This window comes from Microbulbifer maximicatervae (SeqCode), assembly GCF_052468295.1.
Genome location: NZ_CP174340.1, coordinates 2,830,159 through 2,847,534, shown reverse-complemented (window position 1 = coordinate 2,847,534; position 17,376 = coordinate 2,830,159). Strand labels below are relative to the sequence as shown.

The window sequence follows — 17,376 nt, the reverse complement described above, 5'->3', positions numbered from 1 at the left end:
TAAAAATACGCTGCTAGCAGTGAACGAGGAAGTTATGCCGGTCGATTTTGGTCTCCACCCAGTCGATGCGACCATTCTGGTCGTCTATTTCGTTTTCACCATCGCCCTTGGGCTCTTCCTAAGTCGCCGCCACGATACTGCAGAGGACTACTTCCTGGCTGGGAGAAAAATGGTATGGCCCTTGATTGGCTTATCCCTGTTCGCTTCCAATATATCGAGTACCACTTTAATCGGCTTAGCCGGAGATGCTTACAGCACTGGCATAGCGGTCTTCAACTATGAGTGGATGGCGGCGGTTATCCTGGTTTTCTTTGCCGTTTTCTATCTGCCGACAATTCTTCGCTCGCGCATTTACACGATGCCGGAAATGCTTGAGCGTCGCTTTAACAGCACCGCGCGCACTTATTTTTCGGGATTGACTATTTTCCTGAATATTGTGGTTGATACTGCAGGTAGCCTCTATGCAGGGGCCCTGGTAATGAAATTGATATTTCCTGAATTACCAATTTGGACCACGATTTCAATTTTGGCGGTGATCGCGGGTATCTACACCATCTGTGGAGGTTTGGCTGCGGTTATTTATACCGACACCATTCAGGCGCTGCTGCTGATATTTGGTTCAATCCTGATCAGTATTTTTGCCCTGGATCGCGCAGGAGGTTGGGAAAATGTTGTATCCCAGGTCTCCGAGGAACAATTGAGTCTGATACGGCCCATTGGTGATTCGAGCGTACCCTGGTTGGGGCTAATTACGGGAGTCACTTTGCTGGGCTTTTATTTCTGGTGTACTAACCAATTTATGGTGCAAAGGGTACTCAGTGCAAAAGATGTTAATCACGGCCGCTGGGGAGCCTTATTTGCCGGTCTGCTCAAACTTCCCGTGCTGTTTATCATGGTTCTGCCTGGCACTATGGCGATTGTTATTTTCCCCGAGCTAGAGCGCGCAGATATGGTTTATCCCACTCTGTTATTTGAGCTGTTGCCTGTTGGTATCCTGGGGCTAGTGTTGGCAGGTTTTGTTGCTGCACTAATGTCGCAAATTGATTCCACGCTTAATTCAGCTTCCACGCTGGTGACCATGGACTTTGTGCGGAAGTTTTTTCCGGGCCTAAACCAGCACCAGTTAATGCGTGTAGGTCAGCTGGTCACCTTTATCTTTATGATACTTGCCGTACTTTGGGCACCACAAATTGAGAGTTTTGGTTCCTTATTCCAGTATCTGCAGAAGGTGCTTTCCTATGCAGTTCCCCCTGTATTGGCACTTTTCCTGATCGGATTCTTTTGGCGTGGTGCTAACTCCAGGGGAGCTATAGCTACTTTGCTGTTAGGTACCTTGGGCGGTGTTGGCCTCTTTTTTGTCAATGAAGTCTTCGACTGGACAAACTTACATTTCCTCTATATTGCTCCAATTTTGTTTGTCTTCTGTTCACTGGTATTGGTGATTACCAGCCTGCTTTATTCAACTGAGATTAGCGAAGAAGCCAAGTCTTTCACTTGGTCTAAAAGCGATTTTGACACTGAGACTGTTTCCCTAAAAGCACAGCCATTATGGAAAAACTATCGAGTTCAGTCTGTGCTACTGCTTGTGGTTACTGCGTTGGTGGTTGGTTCGTTCTGGTAGCGCGAAGTCAGATTACTTCTATTTTTCACCCCACAGGATGGAAAACTTAAACAATAAAGGCAATACAGGAGGGTTGGACACGGACGAAGTTGACAAAAGGTTGTACTCAGATAGTTGTATCCGTTTAAAAGAATAATCTTATAAAGAAGGTGTTGACTATGAAGTATTTCGTCACAGCGATGTTAGGTTTATTGGCTTCTGTGCAGATTAGTGCAACAGAAAATATTTTGGATCAGTACTTTAATACATCAGATAATGGTGGGACCCTAAGGTACGATACAATATTTCAGTATGGTAAGAGTGGGAATGGTAGCGATTTCGATATGTGCGATAGCTATGTTACCGCCCGAATCCCTGGAGATAAGATCACCGCTATAACCAGTTTTAGCGGTGATGAGAGAATCAAAGGGTTAAAACTCGAATACTTATATGCAGGAGATGAGGAGGTTGGTAAAACCACTATCTCCGGGTATCGAAAGTTGCTTGGTGCTACCGAATATATTCAGGGTTGGCGCTTCTATAAAAAGCGCGATGGCAATATTTCCAGGATTCGAGTCTACTTGAAAGACATGGCTGATAACTCAACCCGTGATATTACCTTTGGAGGTAATAATGGCTGGTATAAGTGGGAGGAATACCATCTAAGTATTGGAACCCGGTCAGTAGTTGGATTTGCTGGTACTGCGAGTGATAGTAAAGTTTGGAGTATTTACCCTTGCGTTGCGGATCGTTTGGAATTGGTGGAATCTGGCGTAGAGATTCACTGGGATCAGATTGTGGAAACCCCCAACAATACCAGGACATTCTTTGGTGAGAGATTACTTGAGAACTCTGGCAGTATTGCCCAAAACGACAGTACAGAAGTCTGGTATACCGACGGGAAGAGTGAAACAGATACCTGGACTAATACTATGGGGATTGCGGTTACTGCTGGAGTTAGCTTGACCGAGGGTTACAAAGTCGGTGTTCCCGGCACTGTTGAAAATAGTGGCTCCATTACATTCAGTTTTTCTGAGACTTTTAGTGTTTCAACGACCGTTGGGGAAACATCGACCAAAAGCAACCAGGAAACTGTTAAAGATGCCATGCCATCTAATGTACCCGCCTATGGATTGATGATGGCGCGGATGATGGTGGAAAATAGCGAGGTTGAAGTTCCCTATACCACAACGGTCATGAATCCCCATAATGGTGATGAGTTCGAGTTGTCAGGAGTTATCAAAGGTTCCAGCTATTCCAATGCGCGGAAACGCTGGGATGAAGTGGGGCGGGCCTATCCGACTCGTTATGAGATATACCAGAGTTATGCTTGGGTGATCGAGTACTATGGGTTGGAAAATGCAAGTTTGATAGATGATCCGGATATTTTTTAGATTGATATTGATAAGAATTGACTGGCCCAAATTATAAAGGGCCAGTCAATCATATGAGATTTGGCTACTCATCATGAAACCGGATTGAGCCTAAGCGAATCCTGTCATCTTCACATCCGTAATAACTAAACTTTACAGTTTTCTGGGACATATAAGCGGAAAGCAGAAAAGATACTTTGGTGTTGTATATGGCAGAGTCGTCATTGATAAGAAAAAAGGTGTTTTTGCTCACGCAGCTCACCTCTGTCTCTGGATTGACAAATCCTCTAAGTCTGACATCTACACCATTCGAGTGTACTTTTAAGTAGTAAATTTGCGCCTTCTCTGTCCAAGCGGCATCGCTGATAAGTGGCAGTGTAAATGGGATACTCAAAAGTAAATATATTAGAGACTTCATCCTTGATTCCTTACCAGTCTATAAGAGGTGATTCAACCAATTCTCTCCGTATTGGTTAACTGACCTATAAAACTATAGCAAATTAAATTGTTAGAATAGGTGGTAGACAGCGTCGTAAAGTGCCCTTCGAGGAAAATATTCACGCCCATACCGGTAGTTTGATTCTGTTATCTGTATGGCGTGAATAAATTAAGGCCACCTGTTGGATATTATGCAGTGGTGGCTTCTGGGAGTTTTAAGTCGCGGTTATGAGTGGCGGCGGGTGTGATAGTGCGAAACAAACTCGTTGAAAGTAGGGCGGACATAAAAAATAAGACGAATAAGGCGCTAGAAACCATTCCGCCTGTAATGACAGTGGCTAGGCCGCGATAGATCGCTGCGCTACTTCCGGGGTTAAGCACTAAAGGGATATTGCCAAAGATACAGGTAATTGTTGTAAGCATAATGGGGCGGACACGCAAGCTGGCAGCCATATATATCGCCTCTAATTGATTGGCTCCGTTTTGCAATGACTTATGAAATTGGTTGACCAATAGTATCGCATTATTAACTACCAGCCCCATTAAGATTACAAAGCCGATCATGGTTATTACATCCAGGCTTTGGGGAGTAAACAGATTTAAAACTTGTAAGCTTATCATTCCGCCAGCGAATGATAAGGGTACAGCACATAGTACTGCTGCTGCTAACTTTGCGGACCTTTGGGCGAAATACAATAATAAGGCTAATACTGCAATAGCTGCCGCAAAAATCTTTAGAAACTCACTGAGGAACAGGTTGAGTTCATTGGCGCTACCTCTAAACTGTGTATGAAGATCATTGTAGGAACTTTCTGATAAAAACTCTTTCACAGATTGATCAACATCCTCGACAAAAGACTTCATAGCAACTCCCTCGGGAGGAGTTAAGCTTATTGATGCACTTACTTCCTGGCCAACACGAAGTATACTGGCTGGTGCTTGAGTGATTTTGGCGTCGGTCAGTTCACGTAGAGGAATAAAGCCGTGACTGTTAATCAGTATCTCTGTATTTAGGAGCGCCTCAAGATTTTGCGGTTCTCTCGCTTTAAAGTAAAAAGGAAGAGTGTTGGTTCCCGTATAGAAGTGCCCAATATATATTCCATCGGTTAAAGCCATCAGATGATGATTTAATTCCGATATCGTAATACCTAAACGAGCTAATTGTACTAGCTTGGGTTGAAATTCAATACGAACCGCTCTATTTTGAAGTGCACTTCCCTCTTGAATTTGCGCTTCTGGAAACTCTAAGCGTAAATGACTCATCAGCTCACTCCCCGCCATCTGTAGTCGAGATAGCTCTGCCCCTTTGATATCTAACTGGCTAATACGGTTATTGGGTAGGGCAAACCTTAGTAAACCACCTTGTCTGAAATGTATTCGAGTCCCAATTAATCCAAAGAGAGCTTTTTCATTTAGCCAACTCTTTAGTTCTTCAAAATCCCAGTCCCCTTTTGTGTATAGATAGAGGTTGCAATTATTTGGGTTGCAAATTATTCCATAGGTTGAAACTTGGTTCTCTATTTCTTCTCTATTGGCTGTGATTCTATTTACGACCCGTTCCCCAATTTCATTTCTTATGGTCTCTGTGGATAAAGGGCTTTCAAAGTTGATATAAGCAGAGACCATATTTTGCTTAGGGTCTGGGAGGACATCAATGTCAGGGCTAGAAATGAAAGTGGCAATGAGTGCGACGGGTAATCCAAACAAAATCACAGTGGAAGCTAGCTTAGGATTGCTTGCAGAACGGATAGAAAGCTTCACCCACCATTCAAGCACCTTATTGATTTTGATACTACTGGATTCCCCCTCAGTAATTGCTGACTTTTCAAGTAAGTGTCTGGCCAATGAGGGTAGTATTAGTAGAGCAAACAATAGTGATGCAAATAATGCACTTGAAATTGTGAAGGCCAGATCTTGAAAAAGCTGCCCTGTTGCTGACTGCATAGCAATAATGGGCAAGAATACGATAACACTGGATATTGTAGATGAAGCTAATGAGCCCGAAACTTCTTTAGTTCCCCGCGTGATACTTTCCTGAATATTTATACCCTGCTTGCGCAGTCTTTGAATATTTTCTACGACAATAATTGCCGCATCGACCATTAATCCGATAGAAAGCGCAATCCCTGCAAGCGAAACAACATTCATACTTCTATTTCCAAGATACATTCCCAGAACTACCAGAGAGATACAAATGGGAATGCTCAGAAATATTAGGGTAAGAGTTCTAGGGTTACGTAAAAACCAATAAATAACCAGGCAGGCGAGTAGTGATCCCAGCAAGAGGCTTCCGTATACCAGGCTGAGGGAATTCCGAATTCCCGTGGAGTCATCCCGGCTTATGGCGAGCTTCATCCCCAGTCGATTTAACTCTCCGTCATTTAGTTCTTCTATTGTTGATTTGAGCTGGGCGATGGTTTCTAGAACATTGACATTTTCGGTAGGGCGTAGGTAGAAGTATAGAGATCTATTGCCTTCAAGGGCAAAGTACAACCAATCTGAAGCTACACGCTCTTTTACCGAAGCAATATCCGAGAGTTGAATGATTTGGCTTTCTCGTGTTGCGATAGGTAGCGTTGAGAGTTCCTCTAGTGGGATCTGACCTTTAAAATGAAGGGCATAATCTTTTGATCCAATTTTTAGATTTCCTCCCGAACGATCCGTTAAATTGTTTAGATTTTCGGTTATCTCACTAATGGTTAAAGAGTACCGAGTCATCTTTTCCGGATCGAACTCAATATCCACCCTTTGGGCAGTGGGTGTGCCGGCCTCTTCAATAGACTGTACACCAGGAACTTTGCTAAAGGCTGGCTTTACATGATTTATAAATATGTCGATTAATTCAAGTTCGCTAGTTGGCGTCTCAGAATATAGGAAAAAGGATCCAAGCGTTGCCCCTGCGCCATCTGCAAAATTGAATACATCCGGTGTGCGAACTTGTGTTGGCCAATTGGGTACTTGGTTGATTTTGGAGAGTACCTCAATATACATTTGCTCCATATTTGCCTCCGAATGGAAGTCAATTACGGTCCAAGCCCAGCTACTATTAACATTGGTTTGCAATTCTTTTAGGTGGCTTAGGCTGGAGAGTTCCTGCTCTAGCGGAGCAATTAGTATTTGTTCTATTTCTTCTGCGGTCTTTCCTGGCCAGGAGGTTGAGAGTGCAATTTGTGGACGATTAATGGATGGGAGTAGGGCGTTTGGTAAATTTATCCCGGCTATAACCCCTGCTATTATTAGGGTAAAGGTACAACAGATGATAATTGAGCTGTATTTCTCCAGGGACTTCATGTGTTTTCCCTCTTTGTAGGAGTAACGGCTTCATTGAGTTGCAACCCTTCGTGACCCAGTACAATCAAAAGATCGCCGGGAGCAATGCTTGAACGTACGACAAAATAATTATCGAGAGTATCTAATATTTGCACCTTGGCACTAACTGCTCTTTGGTCGTTGTCTAGAGTCCAAACCTTATATTGTCGCCCATTCTCAAGAATTACGGCGTCACTAGGAATTCTAGTAATGTATTCTTGCTCACTATGATCCGCGAAAGGGGTAAACATAGTTATTTCGAATCGCTGCCCAACCAGTAAGGATTTGAAATTTTGTCTGTTTACTTTAAAGTAGAGATTAAAGTTCTGTGTTTCTGGGTTTACTATATGGCTGATATTTCTGAGCTCAATATCTTGCTCCTTAATTTTGAAGGTGCTATTGCTTAGCAGACTTTCTTTATTTATATGTTCTTCAGGGAGGCTGCATTCAATTTGGTTTTCAGTTAATGGGAGTAACTGCATAATTCTTTGTCCTGGATTGAGGTTTTCTCCAGGATTAGCTTCTATGCTTAAAACTTGACTATCGGTTTTTGCGTAGTGCAGTAATCGTTTAGAACGATATTCAGCAGTACTTAGTTGTTGTTCGAGTCTTTGCTTGGTTAATTGGTAGGTGTCCACATTGAGCTTAAGGTTATTTAAATGAGACTGAGAAACCATGTCGGCTGAGCGAAGTTTCTCCAGTCTACCTAGTTCTTCTTCTGCATAGTTAAGCTGGCTTTGTGTTAATTCAATATCGGTGCGAATGATCTTCATTTGCTGGGAGAGATAAAAGTCATCCTGGGCTGCTACTAGTTCACCAGCTTTGATAATGGAGCCAACAGGCTTTATTTCTATAAGTTCAGCATCTGAGTGACTAGATATTTGATGTAGGGCAGGGGAAGATACAGAGCAAAATAACTTTGTTCTAATAGCTTGCTCCCAGGGTTGCGCTGCTTCTACTAGTACTTTGCGGCTATCGTTGGCAAGGCAGTTGGAGCTAATAATTAACAGAATAGGTGGGATGCTACCCATAAAGAGCTTTTTAATTTTACTGTTTCTCATCCTGAGGCTCTGGTCGGTTTTGCTTCTGAATTAATTGTTTAAGAGCGGTAATTGGTATTAAAAATTAAAGAGACTGTGGTGCCTTTAGTATTATATTTGACTAAAAGGTATTTGGATGAGCTATCTGCTGCAATCTCGGTGCGGTAAGATGAAATCTACAAGGGGTGAGTTGTTCATGTTTAGAATTTTGTAAAATGTTAACTTTTACAATAGATGCTTTTGGCGCCAGAGGCTATTTTCTACTACATATATTGCAGCGCTTATATGCTCAGCTGGAAATGACGGGGGGAGTGGTGTTGTGAATATCAGAGTGGCTTGCCTGCTCGGGTTTTCTATCAGCGTAAGTTGAATAGGTCTGTTTGTAACTTACCTAAATGGTAAAGATGTGCCGATATTATAAGACTTAAATAATTAACTTTAATAATGTGGTCAGTAAAATGTGTCTAGATCTGAGGTGGCCAAGTGTTAGGCTAATTGGTGTTGTGTTAATCGGGTGCACTGATAATGTTCTGTACACCCGAATTGATCTATGCGGAATTTGTGAGGTAGGAGTTAAAATTATAGTTAGAAAGGGCGTTACTCCTCTCGTCTTAACTCCAGGCGTTGAGATTCACGTATACGAAAACGCCGTTTATTTTCTCGCTCTCCATGAATACGTACTCGCTCACCAGATTGCATACCTTTATTCTTTGCCTCTTTGGCGTCGATAAAGTAGTAGTCACCGGTAGTTTCGTCTTTTACGGAGAAGCGGTGATCCACTTCTCCTGTTTGAAAGTTCTCGGAGATCTCTTCCTCTAACACGCCAGTTACAGTCTCTTCGGCAATCGCTGAAGAGGAAAGGGCGAGAAGCAGGGCTAAGGGTAGATTTTTCATTGCGGTCTTACTCCTCATTAAATTATTCATCATAAGTTACAGAAACAGTTGCAGAGTTGTTGCTGCTGTCAGTGGATAGGAATTCAATAGTGATCCCAGCTGATGAGTCAGTAAAGCTGTCCCCGGTAGTTGACAGTGTGGCTACCTGATTAGCGGTAACATTGTTATTACTGGTGCCGCTAAGATAGTGAACCGTTACCGCATTTTCGTGGTGTGGACGGGGGTTGAGGGTGTCGTGCTCGACGTGGTATTCGATGTAATAGTAGTTTTCTCCATTCCTGCTACCAATGCTTTCGGCCTTTAAGAGCTGAGGAAGATCATTACTAAGCTCACCAGCAGTAAGTTCTATGGCTTGAAACTCAATACTAGTGGTGCTGCCTGCGACCGCCTCAATAGTTTCAGTGTATCCGGGGAATGAGTCATACCAGCCCATATAGTCACGATGACCGCTTCCAAAAAGTCGTGATTGCCAAGCATTGCCCATTAGGGAGCCGTCACTACCATATTCACTCTCACCGCTATCGTTGGTATCCCCATCATTATTATCGTCATTGCCGGCGTGGCTCAGGCCAATATTGTGCCCAATTTCATGACCCATAATCAGCTGGTCACTATCTGCAATTATCATGCTCCAGCGGCCTCCGACGGTGGCGACACCGGTACCAACGAGCCCTGCTCTGGCCGCAGCTTCCGGGAAAATATAGACCCGATGACGCCACTCGTTGAGTTCTACCGGTCGGTTGTTGGAATCTACGTAATTGCTTTCGATCCAGCTGGTTGCCCTATCTCGCCATGTATAGCCGCTATCGTTATATTCACTGCCTGAACGAGATTCCGCATCTTCGATGCTCAATACACCACCATTCTGGCTGTCGGCAATGTTGTAGGTAAAGCAGTCTATAGAAGTGCTCTCATCATTGTCTTCACCGTAGCAGTATTGATCTAGTGAGGTGTCACTGCTTAGGTGGCGGCTGAACTTTAATTGTCCCAGAGAGTTTTCATGGTAGGCATTATCAAGAGAATCTGTGTCATTGAAAGCCATATTTGCAATTTGGGTAACACTGAGATCATCTTCTACAGAGGAATCTGAGAAGTTCATAAAGATAAAGACAATGCTGCTTTCAGTGGCTTCGATGGTTTGAATAGAGAATACTACAGAGAGGGTACTACCATCGGTGAGCTGGAAAGAGATTGTGTCCTCTACGGAATCACCATCATTCAAATTCTGGGAATTGGTATTTAATTGATATTCCCAGTTTCCACTTTCATAGAGCGTGAAATCTCCATAGCTCCCGGCCACACTACTGGCTTGAAAGGTGGGGCTATTGCTATCGGTATCCTCAAGAGTGAGAGTGCCACTAGCATACTCTTGTGTCCCCACGATAAGTGATGCTAGGGGATTGCTGGGGTTAAAGGTGTAGCCCCCCGTTTCTTCATCACTATCGTCATTCCCGTTATCACCGCTGTCGGTACTTGTTTCGGTTTCAGTAGTTTCATCGCTGGAATTACTGCTGCTGGAGCCCCCCCCACAAGCTGTAAGGAGAACCGATAAGCTGAATGCTGTAAGGAATTTTAGGGTATCAGGCATGACAAACTCGACGTATTTCTTAATCTGATTGAACAGGGCGATTTGTAATTGATGGACAGCTACTCAGTGGCCCGGTTCCAGCTGAATCTTGGTTAAATAGCTATATTTGGATTCTGGGTCACCCAAGGTAAAATAGCTATCGATTTTTTGGCAGGTTGTGACGGTGTTAGCCCAATTTCTGTTAGCGTTCGTATGTAGCATGAACCCTGTTTGAGCAATTGATGACAGGGTTCAAAAGTTAAGTAGGTATAGTGGGTAGGATAAGGGAATTAGACCTCCATATAAACGTAGCTTGTGCTTAGTCCCAAAAGTTTTTTTGTAGGAGTGGGAGTGTAAAATGGGGATATTTATCATTGGAACCGATTAGTGGGAGATATGGATGTTGTCTTTCGTTGAAATAGTCAAAGAGGTTGGAAGGAAAGGTAGGTTTATTGCTGTTGTGGCCGGTACAGGGCTTTTGATATTGATGTTATATCTATTAGTCACCCGACTAAACCTTAATACCACTTATTCTATCGGAGAGGTTATAGATTCACTTCACGGAGTAGAGGTCTATTACAATGGTGGAGTTAATAATGTCGAAGAGCGTAACACCTCGGAAGATGGTTATAATCTTGGCCTAAGATACCAGTGTGTTGAGTTTGTTAAGCGCTATTATTACGAGCGATTTGGGCACAAAATGCCGGATACATTTGGTCACGCTAAAGATTTTTTTGACCTGACGGTTCAGCATGGAAATTTGAATACCAAAAGAGGATTGCTGCAGTTTCGTAACCAAGGTAATACCCCTCCGGATATTGGCGATATCGTTGTCTATAATCCTTCCCTCTTTAACCCTTATGGCCATGTGGCTATCGTCTCTATGATAGATATAGAGAATGCTACCCTGGAGGTTATTCAGCAGAACGCGGGTCCATTTTCTCCCTCCCGAGAGCGTTACCCACTTATTTTCATGCCCCCAGGGCAATGGTATGTAGAGAATAACCGTATTCTCGGATGGTTGCGCAAAGAGTGATCAACTTTTCAGTGGGTTATTTAATAGATAACCCCCTCCATTAATCTCGGTCAAAAGCCATTTATCTGATTCCAGTACCGCTGGTCTTATCCGATGGTATGGGCCTGGAAGGTTGGTAGTGTGCTTCCCACGAATGGAGGCAACTATGAAACTATATTCTCTTTGGGCGCTATCTCTACTGATTGGTAGTGCTACCAGCCAGGCGGATGCCCTTGAATCACAGTGGGATCTGGCGATGACAGCCGCTTATGATCGCGCTTCTGATAGCTCACTTTTTGAGGGGCAATCAAGTGTGTCTCGGCAAGCTTTACTACAGGGGGCTCTACAGTATGAAGCTTGGGAAGGGCAGATCTCTGCATTCCATCAGGCAGAGCGCGGTGGCAGTGAAGAATCAGAGCTGGTAGTTGAGGAGCTTTTCTGGCAGGGGAGCTGGCAGGACTGGGATTGGTTGCTGGGCAAACGCCGCCTAGACTTTGGTGTTGGTTATGGGCATCGCCCCCTGGATTGGTTTTTACCCATTGAGCGGAATTCGGTGTCACTTCAAGTGAGCGAAGGAGTTGGCGTAGTGTCGGCTAGCCGTTTCACTGAGAGCGGAGAGTTAAGTCTAATGCTGATAGATGCCGGTATCAGTCAGGTCTCTGGGGGAGACCTCCCAAGAGGACTGGCCATGCGCTGGTATCAGCTGGGACTGAGTGCCGAATGGCAGTTGCTGGGTTATATGGATGATCAACGAGGTGTAAACCTGGGAGGAAGCTGGGTTAATACCTATGGAGAGCAATGGGAAGTCCATGCGGAATGGCGTTATCAGCAGGAGTATTGGCGCTGGCTGCCCCCAGAATTGATGGCCATACCAAAACAAGAAAAAGCAAATGATGGTTGGCAGGCTCTTATAGGAATGACTTGGGCAAATAGTATTGGGCACTCCATTATTTTGGAGTACTGGTTTGATAGTCGCTCTTGGGGCAAAAATGAGTGGGGTCAGGTATTTGATTACAGCCAATGGTACCAAAATCAGGGGGTGCAATGGGATAGCTTTCGCCGGTCCTCTGCGATGGTCTTTTCTAATGATAATGCCTTGAGGCACAATCTGCTTTTACATTGGATGCTTTCCAATAATGAATATCATCCTAAAATCGATTTAGTCTATACCCCGGAAGATAGTGGCCTTTTTTTAACTATCGGTGGTGAGAGGAAGTTAACTGAAGATTGGGTACTTGGTGCGTCTGCAAGATTCTTTGGTGGTCGAGACGAGTCTGCTTTTGCGCAGCTTCAAAGCCAAGCCGTATTTACCCTCAGTACGACGATAGTTTTTTGAGTGGAGTTAATGATGAACTTGTTAAGAGAGTACTTGCGCACTTTGATAATTTGCATGGTGGTAGCGGTGATCACTCAGGCAATTTGGGACGGGAGCTATGTGATTCACGGTATGATTTCTTTGGTGTACGGATTTATAGCGACATCTACGAGACAAGTAGTGGAGTTTTTCAAGCCCGCCTGGCCCTCTAAATTGAAGTATGCAGTAGTGAGTTTAGTGGCAATTATGTTGGGAACTTTGCATGCTTGGTGGTGGATATCAGGATATGGAGCCTTTCGAGCACTTGATTTTTTAATCGTTGCTATTCTTCTTTCTATTTTTCTTTATCAAGTCCATCTTAATCGGGAGCAGGCTTACCAATTTGAGAGGGAGCGGCAAGAAGCTGAATTGTTAAAGATGGAGCAACAAAAGACTTTGGCTCAGAGCCAGCTAAAAGTATTGCAAAGCCAGATTGAACCTCATTTTTTATTTAATACTCTGGCCAATCTGAAAATGCTTATTCGCCACGATCCTCAAAAGGCAGAAGTTCTACTGGATAACTTTAGTGACCTCTTGCGAATTAGCTTGAAAAAATCCCGTTCCGACCAGGTATCCTTAAAGGATGAGCTAAGCAGTTTGAAATGCTATTTGGAGATTCAAAAGATACGCTTGGGGGAACGGCTAGAGTATGAAGTTGATTTATCAGGGGGGGTGAGTTTAGAGACATTTGTTCCCCCGTTACTTGTACAACCCTTAGTGGAAAATGCAATTTTTCATGGCATTGAGCCTGCAGCCAAAGGTGGACTGGTCAGGTTGCGGGTGAAACAGAAAGAAAACCAGTGGGTTATTGAGGTAGAAGACAACGGTGTGGGGCTCGCTGCTGGAGCTAATAAAATTAGCCCCAGCAAACATAATGGGATTGCGTTAAGCAATATTAGGGAGCGACTTTCTACCCTTTACCAAGAGCGTGGTAAGCTACTGATTCAAAGTAATAATCAGGGCGGGGTAACTGCCCGTTTGGAGTTTCCATGCGTGCCATAATTGCAGACGATGAGCCTTTATTGCGTCACCATCTTGACCAAATGCTTGCCGATATTTTTCCTGAGCTTGAGATTGCAGGTAAAGCCTGTGATGGCCGCGAGGCGTTAGCCCTATGCCAACAAGAGGAGCCTGATGTAGTTTTTCTCGATATCCGCATGCCTGGAATGGATGGTTTGGCTGTTGCTGAGGCTCTTGGCAAATTAAAAACAAGTCCTATTGTTGTATTTATCACAGCCTATGATGAGTATGCTGTAAGTGCTTTTGAGCATGAGGCAGCCGACTATCTGCTAAAACCTATTGATGACAAGCGGCTGGAAAAAGCATGTGATCGTATTCGGCAGCGCCTGAGAGACCGGGAAGAGGGTAACCTAAAGTCAGGACCTGATATTGAGGCGTTGCTGAGGCAGCTTTCCTTAAGTAGACCTGAGTACCTTCGCTGGATTAAGGCAAGCAAAGGCGAAGATATTCATCTGATTGCCTGCGATGAGGTTTCGGCATTTGTGGCAGAGGACAAATACACGACGGTTTACTCCGGTCAGGGTGAGCATATTATTAGAACCCCTCTAAAGGAGTTATTAGCTCAGTTGGAGCCAGATTTATTTTGGCAAATCCACCGTTCTACAATTGTCTGTGTGAAGCGCATTCAAAAAGTATGCCGTGGAATAACTGGCGGTGTATCTGTGGTGATGGATGACGGGCGTCAATATACAGTGAGTCGTAGGGCTGCTTCATTGTTTAAAACAATGTAGTGATCAACAATTTATATTTGTCTTAACTTAGGGGGGGGTTAAATTGACCCCTCTATTTAAATTGATATGCATAGTAGAGATTCATATCTGCTACTTAAGAATTAGTAACTTTACCGCCCCTTATTTTTGATGGCCGGACATTCAGATTGGTTTGGTGTCGAGAGATCTTTAATCTAAATGCTCCAACTGCCTCTGATGAAAGGAAGGGTAATATGGCGGGACTGCGATAAGAGATTATAGCGTTAAAGATGATATTGGTTTTATTGAATTACTATTAAAGCCGTGCTTCAAACTTAATGGGGTTTTAATTGCCCAGGGCTGTCCCATATAAATCAGTCTAAATGGTGGCTGTAATTATCTTGTCCAAGGTTTCATTATCCCAGCCAGCCTTTTTCCGAAGCCTTTTAATGCTCATGTCTTTTTTAAAGCTGGGCTTTGCCGCTTGCAACTGATTGAGTGCCGAATGCCTCAAGATCGCCATGTTTTCTGGTGCATTTCCTGATCTGAAGCGACTATCATCCTCACGAAAAACCACATCTAAAATCCAGTGTAACGAGTTTTCAACACCCCAGTGAGAGCGAATAATATGATTGAGTTCTGCTGAGCACGGCTCTAAACTACTGATATAGTAGCGCGTTTCGCAACTAGTTCGCCCATCTACAGTTCGTTTCGCCTGGACTGCGATAACACTTCTTAGACCGTGCCATTGCTCTTTACCTTCGAGCCAATCAATACTGTTAGTAGAGAGACATTTTCTGGATTCTATTCGGCCTCGGCTCACCTCTTCCACACAATCAGTATCGACATGCTTGTGGTGCTGCATATCGAACAAATTATTAAAATGCGTGGTAATTTGCTGGTGCAGTTTGTCCTGGTTGCCCTTCACAGCAATCACATAATCGCCGCCTCGTTCGATAATTTTCTGAGTGATCGTTTTCTGGCAGCCCATGGCGTCAAGCGTAATAATCGCACCATTAAGATCAAGAATCTCCAGTAACTTCGGTATGGCCGTAATCTCATTCGACTTTTCTTCTACCTTTTGCTGAGCAAGGACAAGTCGCGCCTCGGACGCAAAAGCACTCACCATATGTATAGGAGATCGTTTACTGGCCTGATCGAAGCTGCGCCTTAGCGTCTTGCCATCGATCGCAATCACGTTACCGAGTTCTTGCTGAATACCTTGGACCCACTGCAGAAAGCAGCGCTTAAATTGTTCGGGGTCTAAGCTTGAAATAACACGGCTAAAAGTGTTTTTTGAGGGTATTCCGCTATTTAGCGGGGTGAATCGTTTTAGGTAATCTATCTTAGATTCTGCGAAATCGACAAAATCTCTACAGCTTTCAGCACCACAAATAACACCGCAAAACATGATAAGTAAAATATCGGGCAGGGCGTGCAGCTTGTGCCGATCAACTCGAGGATCTTCCATGTCGTCAAAGTGATGTAAAAGGCTAACGCTATCCATTTTGTCTGAAAAACACTCTATTTATCAAAAAAGATAGCTATTCTAGGTCTATTTTGTTCGTTTTTACACCGATTTATATGGGACAGCCCTGTTTAATTGCCAAGGCTTTAGGATGGTTGCTGTTTGGGTTTGAATTTGGATGCTTGTTTATATATTTTTACCTAATTACCACTTATGCTAAGCCATTTTTAGCAACCTTTCTGGCATCGGTGGTGTCCGAAGAGAGACGTAAATCAATCTTGGAATGAGTGCCGACAAATCAAACCTCCGATTAAAGCGATATTGAAATTCTGCCAAATAGCGCTGTGCATATTTCGGCCTAATAGCATGGTAAGTGCTACGTAGCGCACTCTTTAAATTACCAAGTACTGTATTTACCCAATAGAACTCAGGCTCTTCAACAGAAGCTCGGCCACCACCACAAACAATTTTGTCATGTACACAACCGGCCTCCTTAATGGCATTGAAGCATGGAAGACCATCTGAGATGACTGTGCTGCCACTGCAAAGGTACTTTTTACTCCAGGTTGAAATTTCACTGCTTTTGAAGCCCTTGATAATTGAGAGCTTAATACGGGTTGGGCGTTCCTCCTTGGTTGTTTCAACGGCCGCCACAAAGGGAGTTTTACCCTTGGCTCCGCGCCCGGGCTTGCATCCAGTACGCTCACCACCGAGATAGGCATCATCTAGTTCAATAAAACCGGACAGTTTGTATCGTTGGTCTCGCTCCATCATCACTTGCATGAGTTTCTGCTTCATACGCCATGCTGCGTTGTAAGAGATACCTAGATGTCGAGATAGCTCCATAGAGGAAATGCCCTTCTTATCCTGAGTAATCAGGAAAATACCGAGAAACCAGGTGGTGAGGGGGAGCTTCGTGGAGTCAAAAATTGTACGAGAGGTAATCGATGTCTGACGCCGACAATGGTTACATTGCTTAAGCTTGCGATAAGCGAGGTCGCAATGCTTGTCATGCCCGCAGTGAGGACAACTAAAGCCATTGGGCCAACGCCACTGCGACAGTGCATCGAAGCACTGTTCCTCGCTGCCGTACATTTTGAGGAATTGGGTCAAACTAATACCCTTCTGAAACTGTACCTTGTTGCGAGCCATGGCGTATTCCCTTGCAGATCAACGAGATAGCTGTATTTATATACAGTTACGCATAACTTAGCAAGAGTGGTAATTAGGTATTTTTATGCTATTGCTATATGGTTTGACTAGTAATCTTGTGCGAACTGAGGGGTTGTTTTTGTAATTGTCGGTAATTTACTTTAGGGGTTTGATTGGCATAATTGCCCGCGACTTGAGGGGTGGAGTGTTTTTTAATTGTAGATTAACTATTTTGGTGGGTTTGAGTTTGTTTGTGCCTGGTGCTTGAGATTCTGCCTGAAGGTCTATTTTCTGCTCATTTGGCTTGTAAAATAGGCTAAGATTTTTCTTTATGGTTTTTCTATTTTAGGACATTTTCTTAAATGGCTGGGAAGGTATATATGCTGCATTCTTCCCGAAAGTGCCTAATCTATTTTCCTCTTGTAATGCCAGGTATTCTGCTGTGAGTACCTGTGTG

12 protein-coding genes are annotated in these 17,376 nt (G+C 43.8%); 6 read left to right on the top strand and 6 right to left on the bottom strand.

What is annotated here, in order from left to right:
• Positions 1-19: 19 nt before the first annotated feature.
• Both ACJJIQ_RS12985 and ACJJIQ_RS12980 read left to right on the top strand, forming a co-directional pair.
• Entirely contained in the window at positions 20-1,621 is a 1,602-nt protein-coding gene (locus ACJJIQ_RS12985; protein WP_445362110.1) for a sodium:solute symporter, read from the top strand.
• A gap of 158 nt (positions 1,622-1,779) precedes the next feature.
• Positions 1,780-2,994, top strand: a complete 1,215-nt coding sequence (locus ACJJIQ_RS12980) for a hypothetical protein (RefSeq protein ID WP_445362109.1) — start codon at positions 1,780-1,782, stop codon at positions 2,992-2,994.
• Positions 2,995-3,600: 606 nt separating this feature from the next.
• Here the strand turns inward: ACJJIQ_RS12980 and ACJJIQ_RS12975 are convergent.
• From ACJJIQ_RS12975 to ACJJIQ_RS12960, 4 genes are all read right to left on the bottom strand, one after another.
• Positions 3,601-6,702, bottom strand: coding sequence for an efflux RND transporter permease subunit (locus ACJJIQ_RS12975; RefSeq protein ID WP_445362108.1), 3,102 nt, complete (start codon positions 6,700-6,702; stop codon positions 3,601-3,603).
• A complete protein-coding gene (locus ACJJIQ_RS12970; protein WP_445362107.1) occupies positions 6,699-7,781 on the bottom strand; it encodes an efflux RND transporter periplasmic adaptor subunit in 1,083 nt (360 codons plus the stop codon). Before ACJJIQ_RS12970 ends, ACJJIQ_RS12975 begins: the two co-directional genes overlap by 4 nt.
• A 576-nt stretch (positions 7,782-8,357) precedes the next feature.
• A complete protein-coding gene (locus ACJJIQ_RS12965) occupies positions 8,358-8,654 on the bottom strand; it encodes a hypothetical protein (protein WP_445362106.1) in 297 nt (98 codons plus the stop codon).
• A 22-nt stretch (positions 8,655-8,676) separates the two neighbouring features.
• Positions 8,677-10,242, bottom strand: coding sequence for a VCBS domain-containing protein (locus ACJJIQ_RS12960; RefSeq protein WP_445362105.1), 1,566 nt, complete (start codon positions 10,240-10,242; stop codon positions 8,677-8,679).
• 379 nt (positions 10,243-10,621) lie between these two features.
• On the opposite strand from ACJJIQ_RS12960, the gene ACJJIQ_RS12955 reads away from it, so the two are divergent.
• From ACJJIQ_RS12955 to ACJJIQ_RS12940, 4 genes are all read left to right on the top strand, one after another.
• Positions 10,622-11,257, top strand: a complete 636-nt coding sequence (locus ACJJIQ_RS12955; protein WP_445362104.1) for a CHAP domain-containing protein — start codon at positions 10,622-10,624, stop codon at positions 11,255-11,257.
• Between the two features lie 145 nt (positions 11,258-11,402).
• Positions 11,403-12,572 carry a hypothetical protein gene (locus ACJJIQ_RS12950; protein ID WP_445362103.1) on the top strand — a complete coding sequence of 390 codons (1,170 nt, stop codon included), beginning with the start codon at positions 11,403-11,405 and terminating at the stop codon, positions 12,570-12,572.
• A 66-nt stretch (positions 12,573-12,638) separates the two neighbouring features.
• Entirely contained in the window at positions 12,639-13,592 is a 954-nt protein-coding gene (locus ACJJIQ_RS12945) for a sensor histidine kinase (RefSeq protein ID WP_445362102.1), read from the top strand.
• The gene (locus tag ACJJIQ_RS12940) at positions 13,580-14,341 is read left to right on the top strand and encodes a LytR/AlgR family response regulator transcription factor (protein ID WP_444916595.1); all 762 of its coding nucleotides are present in this window, start codon (positions 13,580-13,582) and stop codon (positions 14,339-14,341) included. The genes ACJJIQ_RS12945 and ACJJIQ_RS12940 overlap by 13 nt, the downstream gene beginning before the upstream one ends.
• 337 nt (positions 14,342-14,678) lie before the next feature.
• On the opposite strand, the gene ACJJIQ_RS12935 is transcribed toward ACJJIQ_RS12940, so the two are convergent.
• A complete protein-coding gene (locus ACJJIQ_RS12935; protein ID WP_445362101.1) occupies positions 14,679-15,806 on the bottom strand; it encodes an ISAs1 family transposase in 1,128 nt (375 codons plus the stop codon).
• 177 nt (positions 15,807-15,983) lie between these two features.
• Positions 15,984-16,919: an IS1595 family transposase gene (locus ACJJIQ_RS12930; protein ID WP_445362100.1), complete on the bottom strand. Its 936-nt coding sequence runs from the start codon at positions 16,917-16,919 to the stop codon at positions 15,984-15,986.
• Positions 16,920-17,376: the final 457 nt, after the last annotated feature.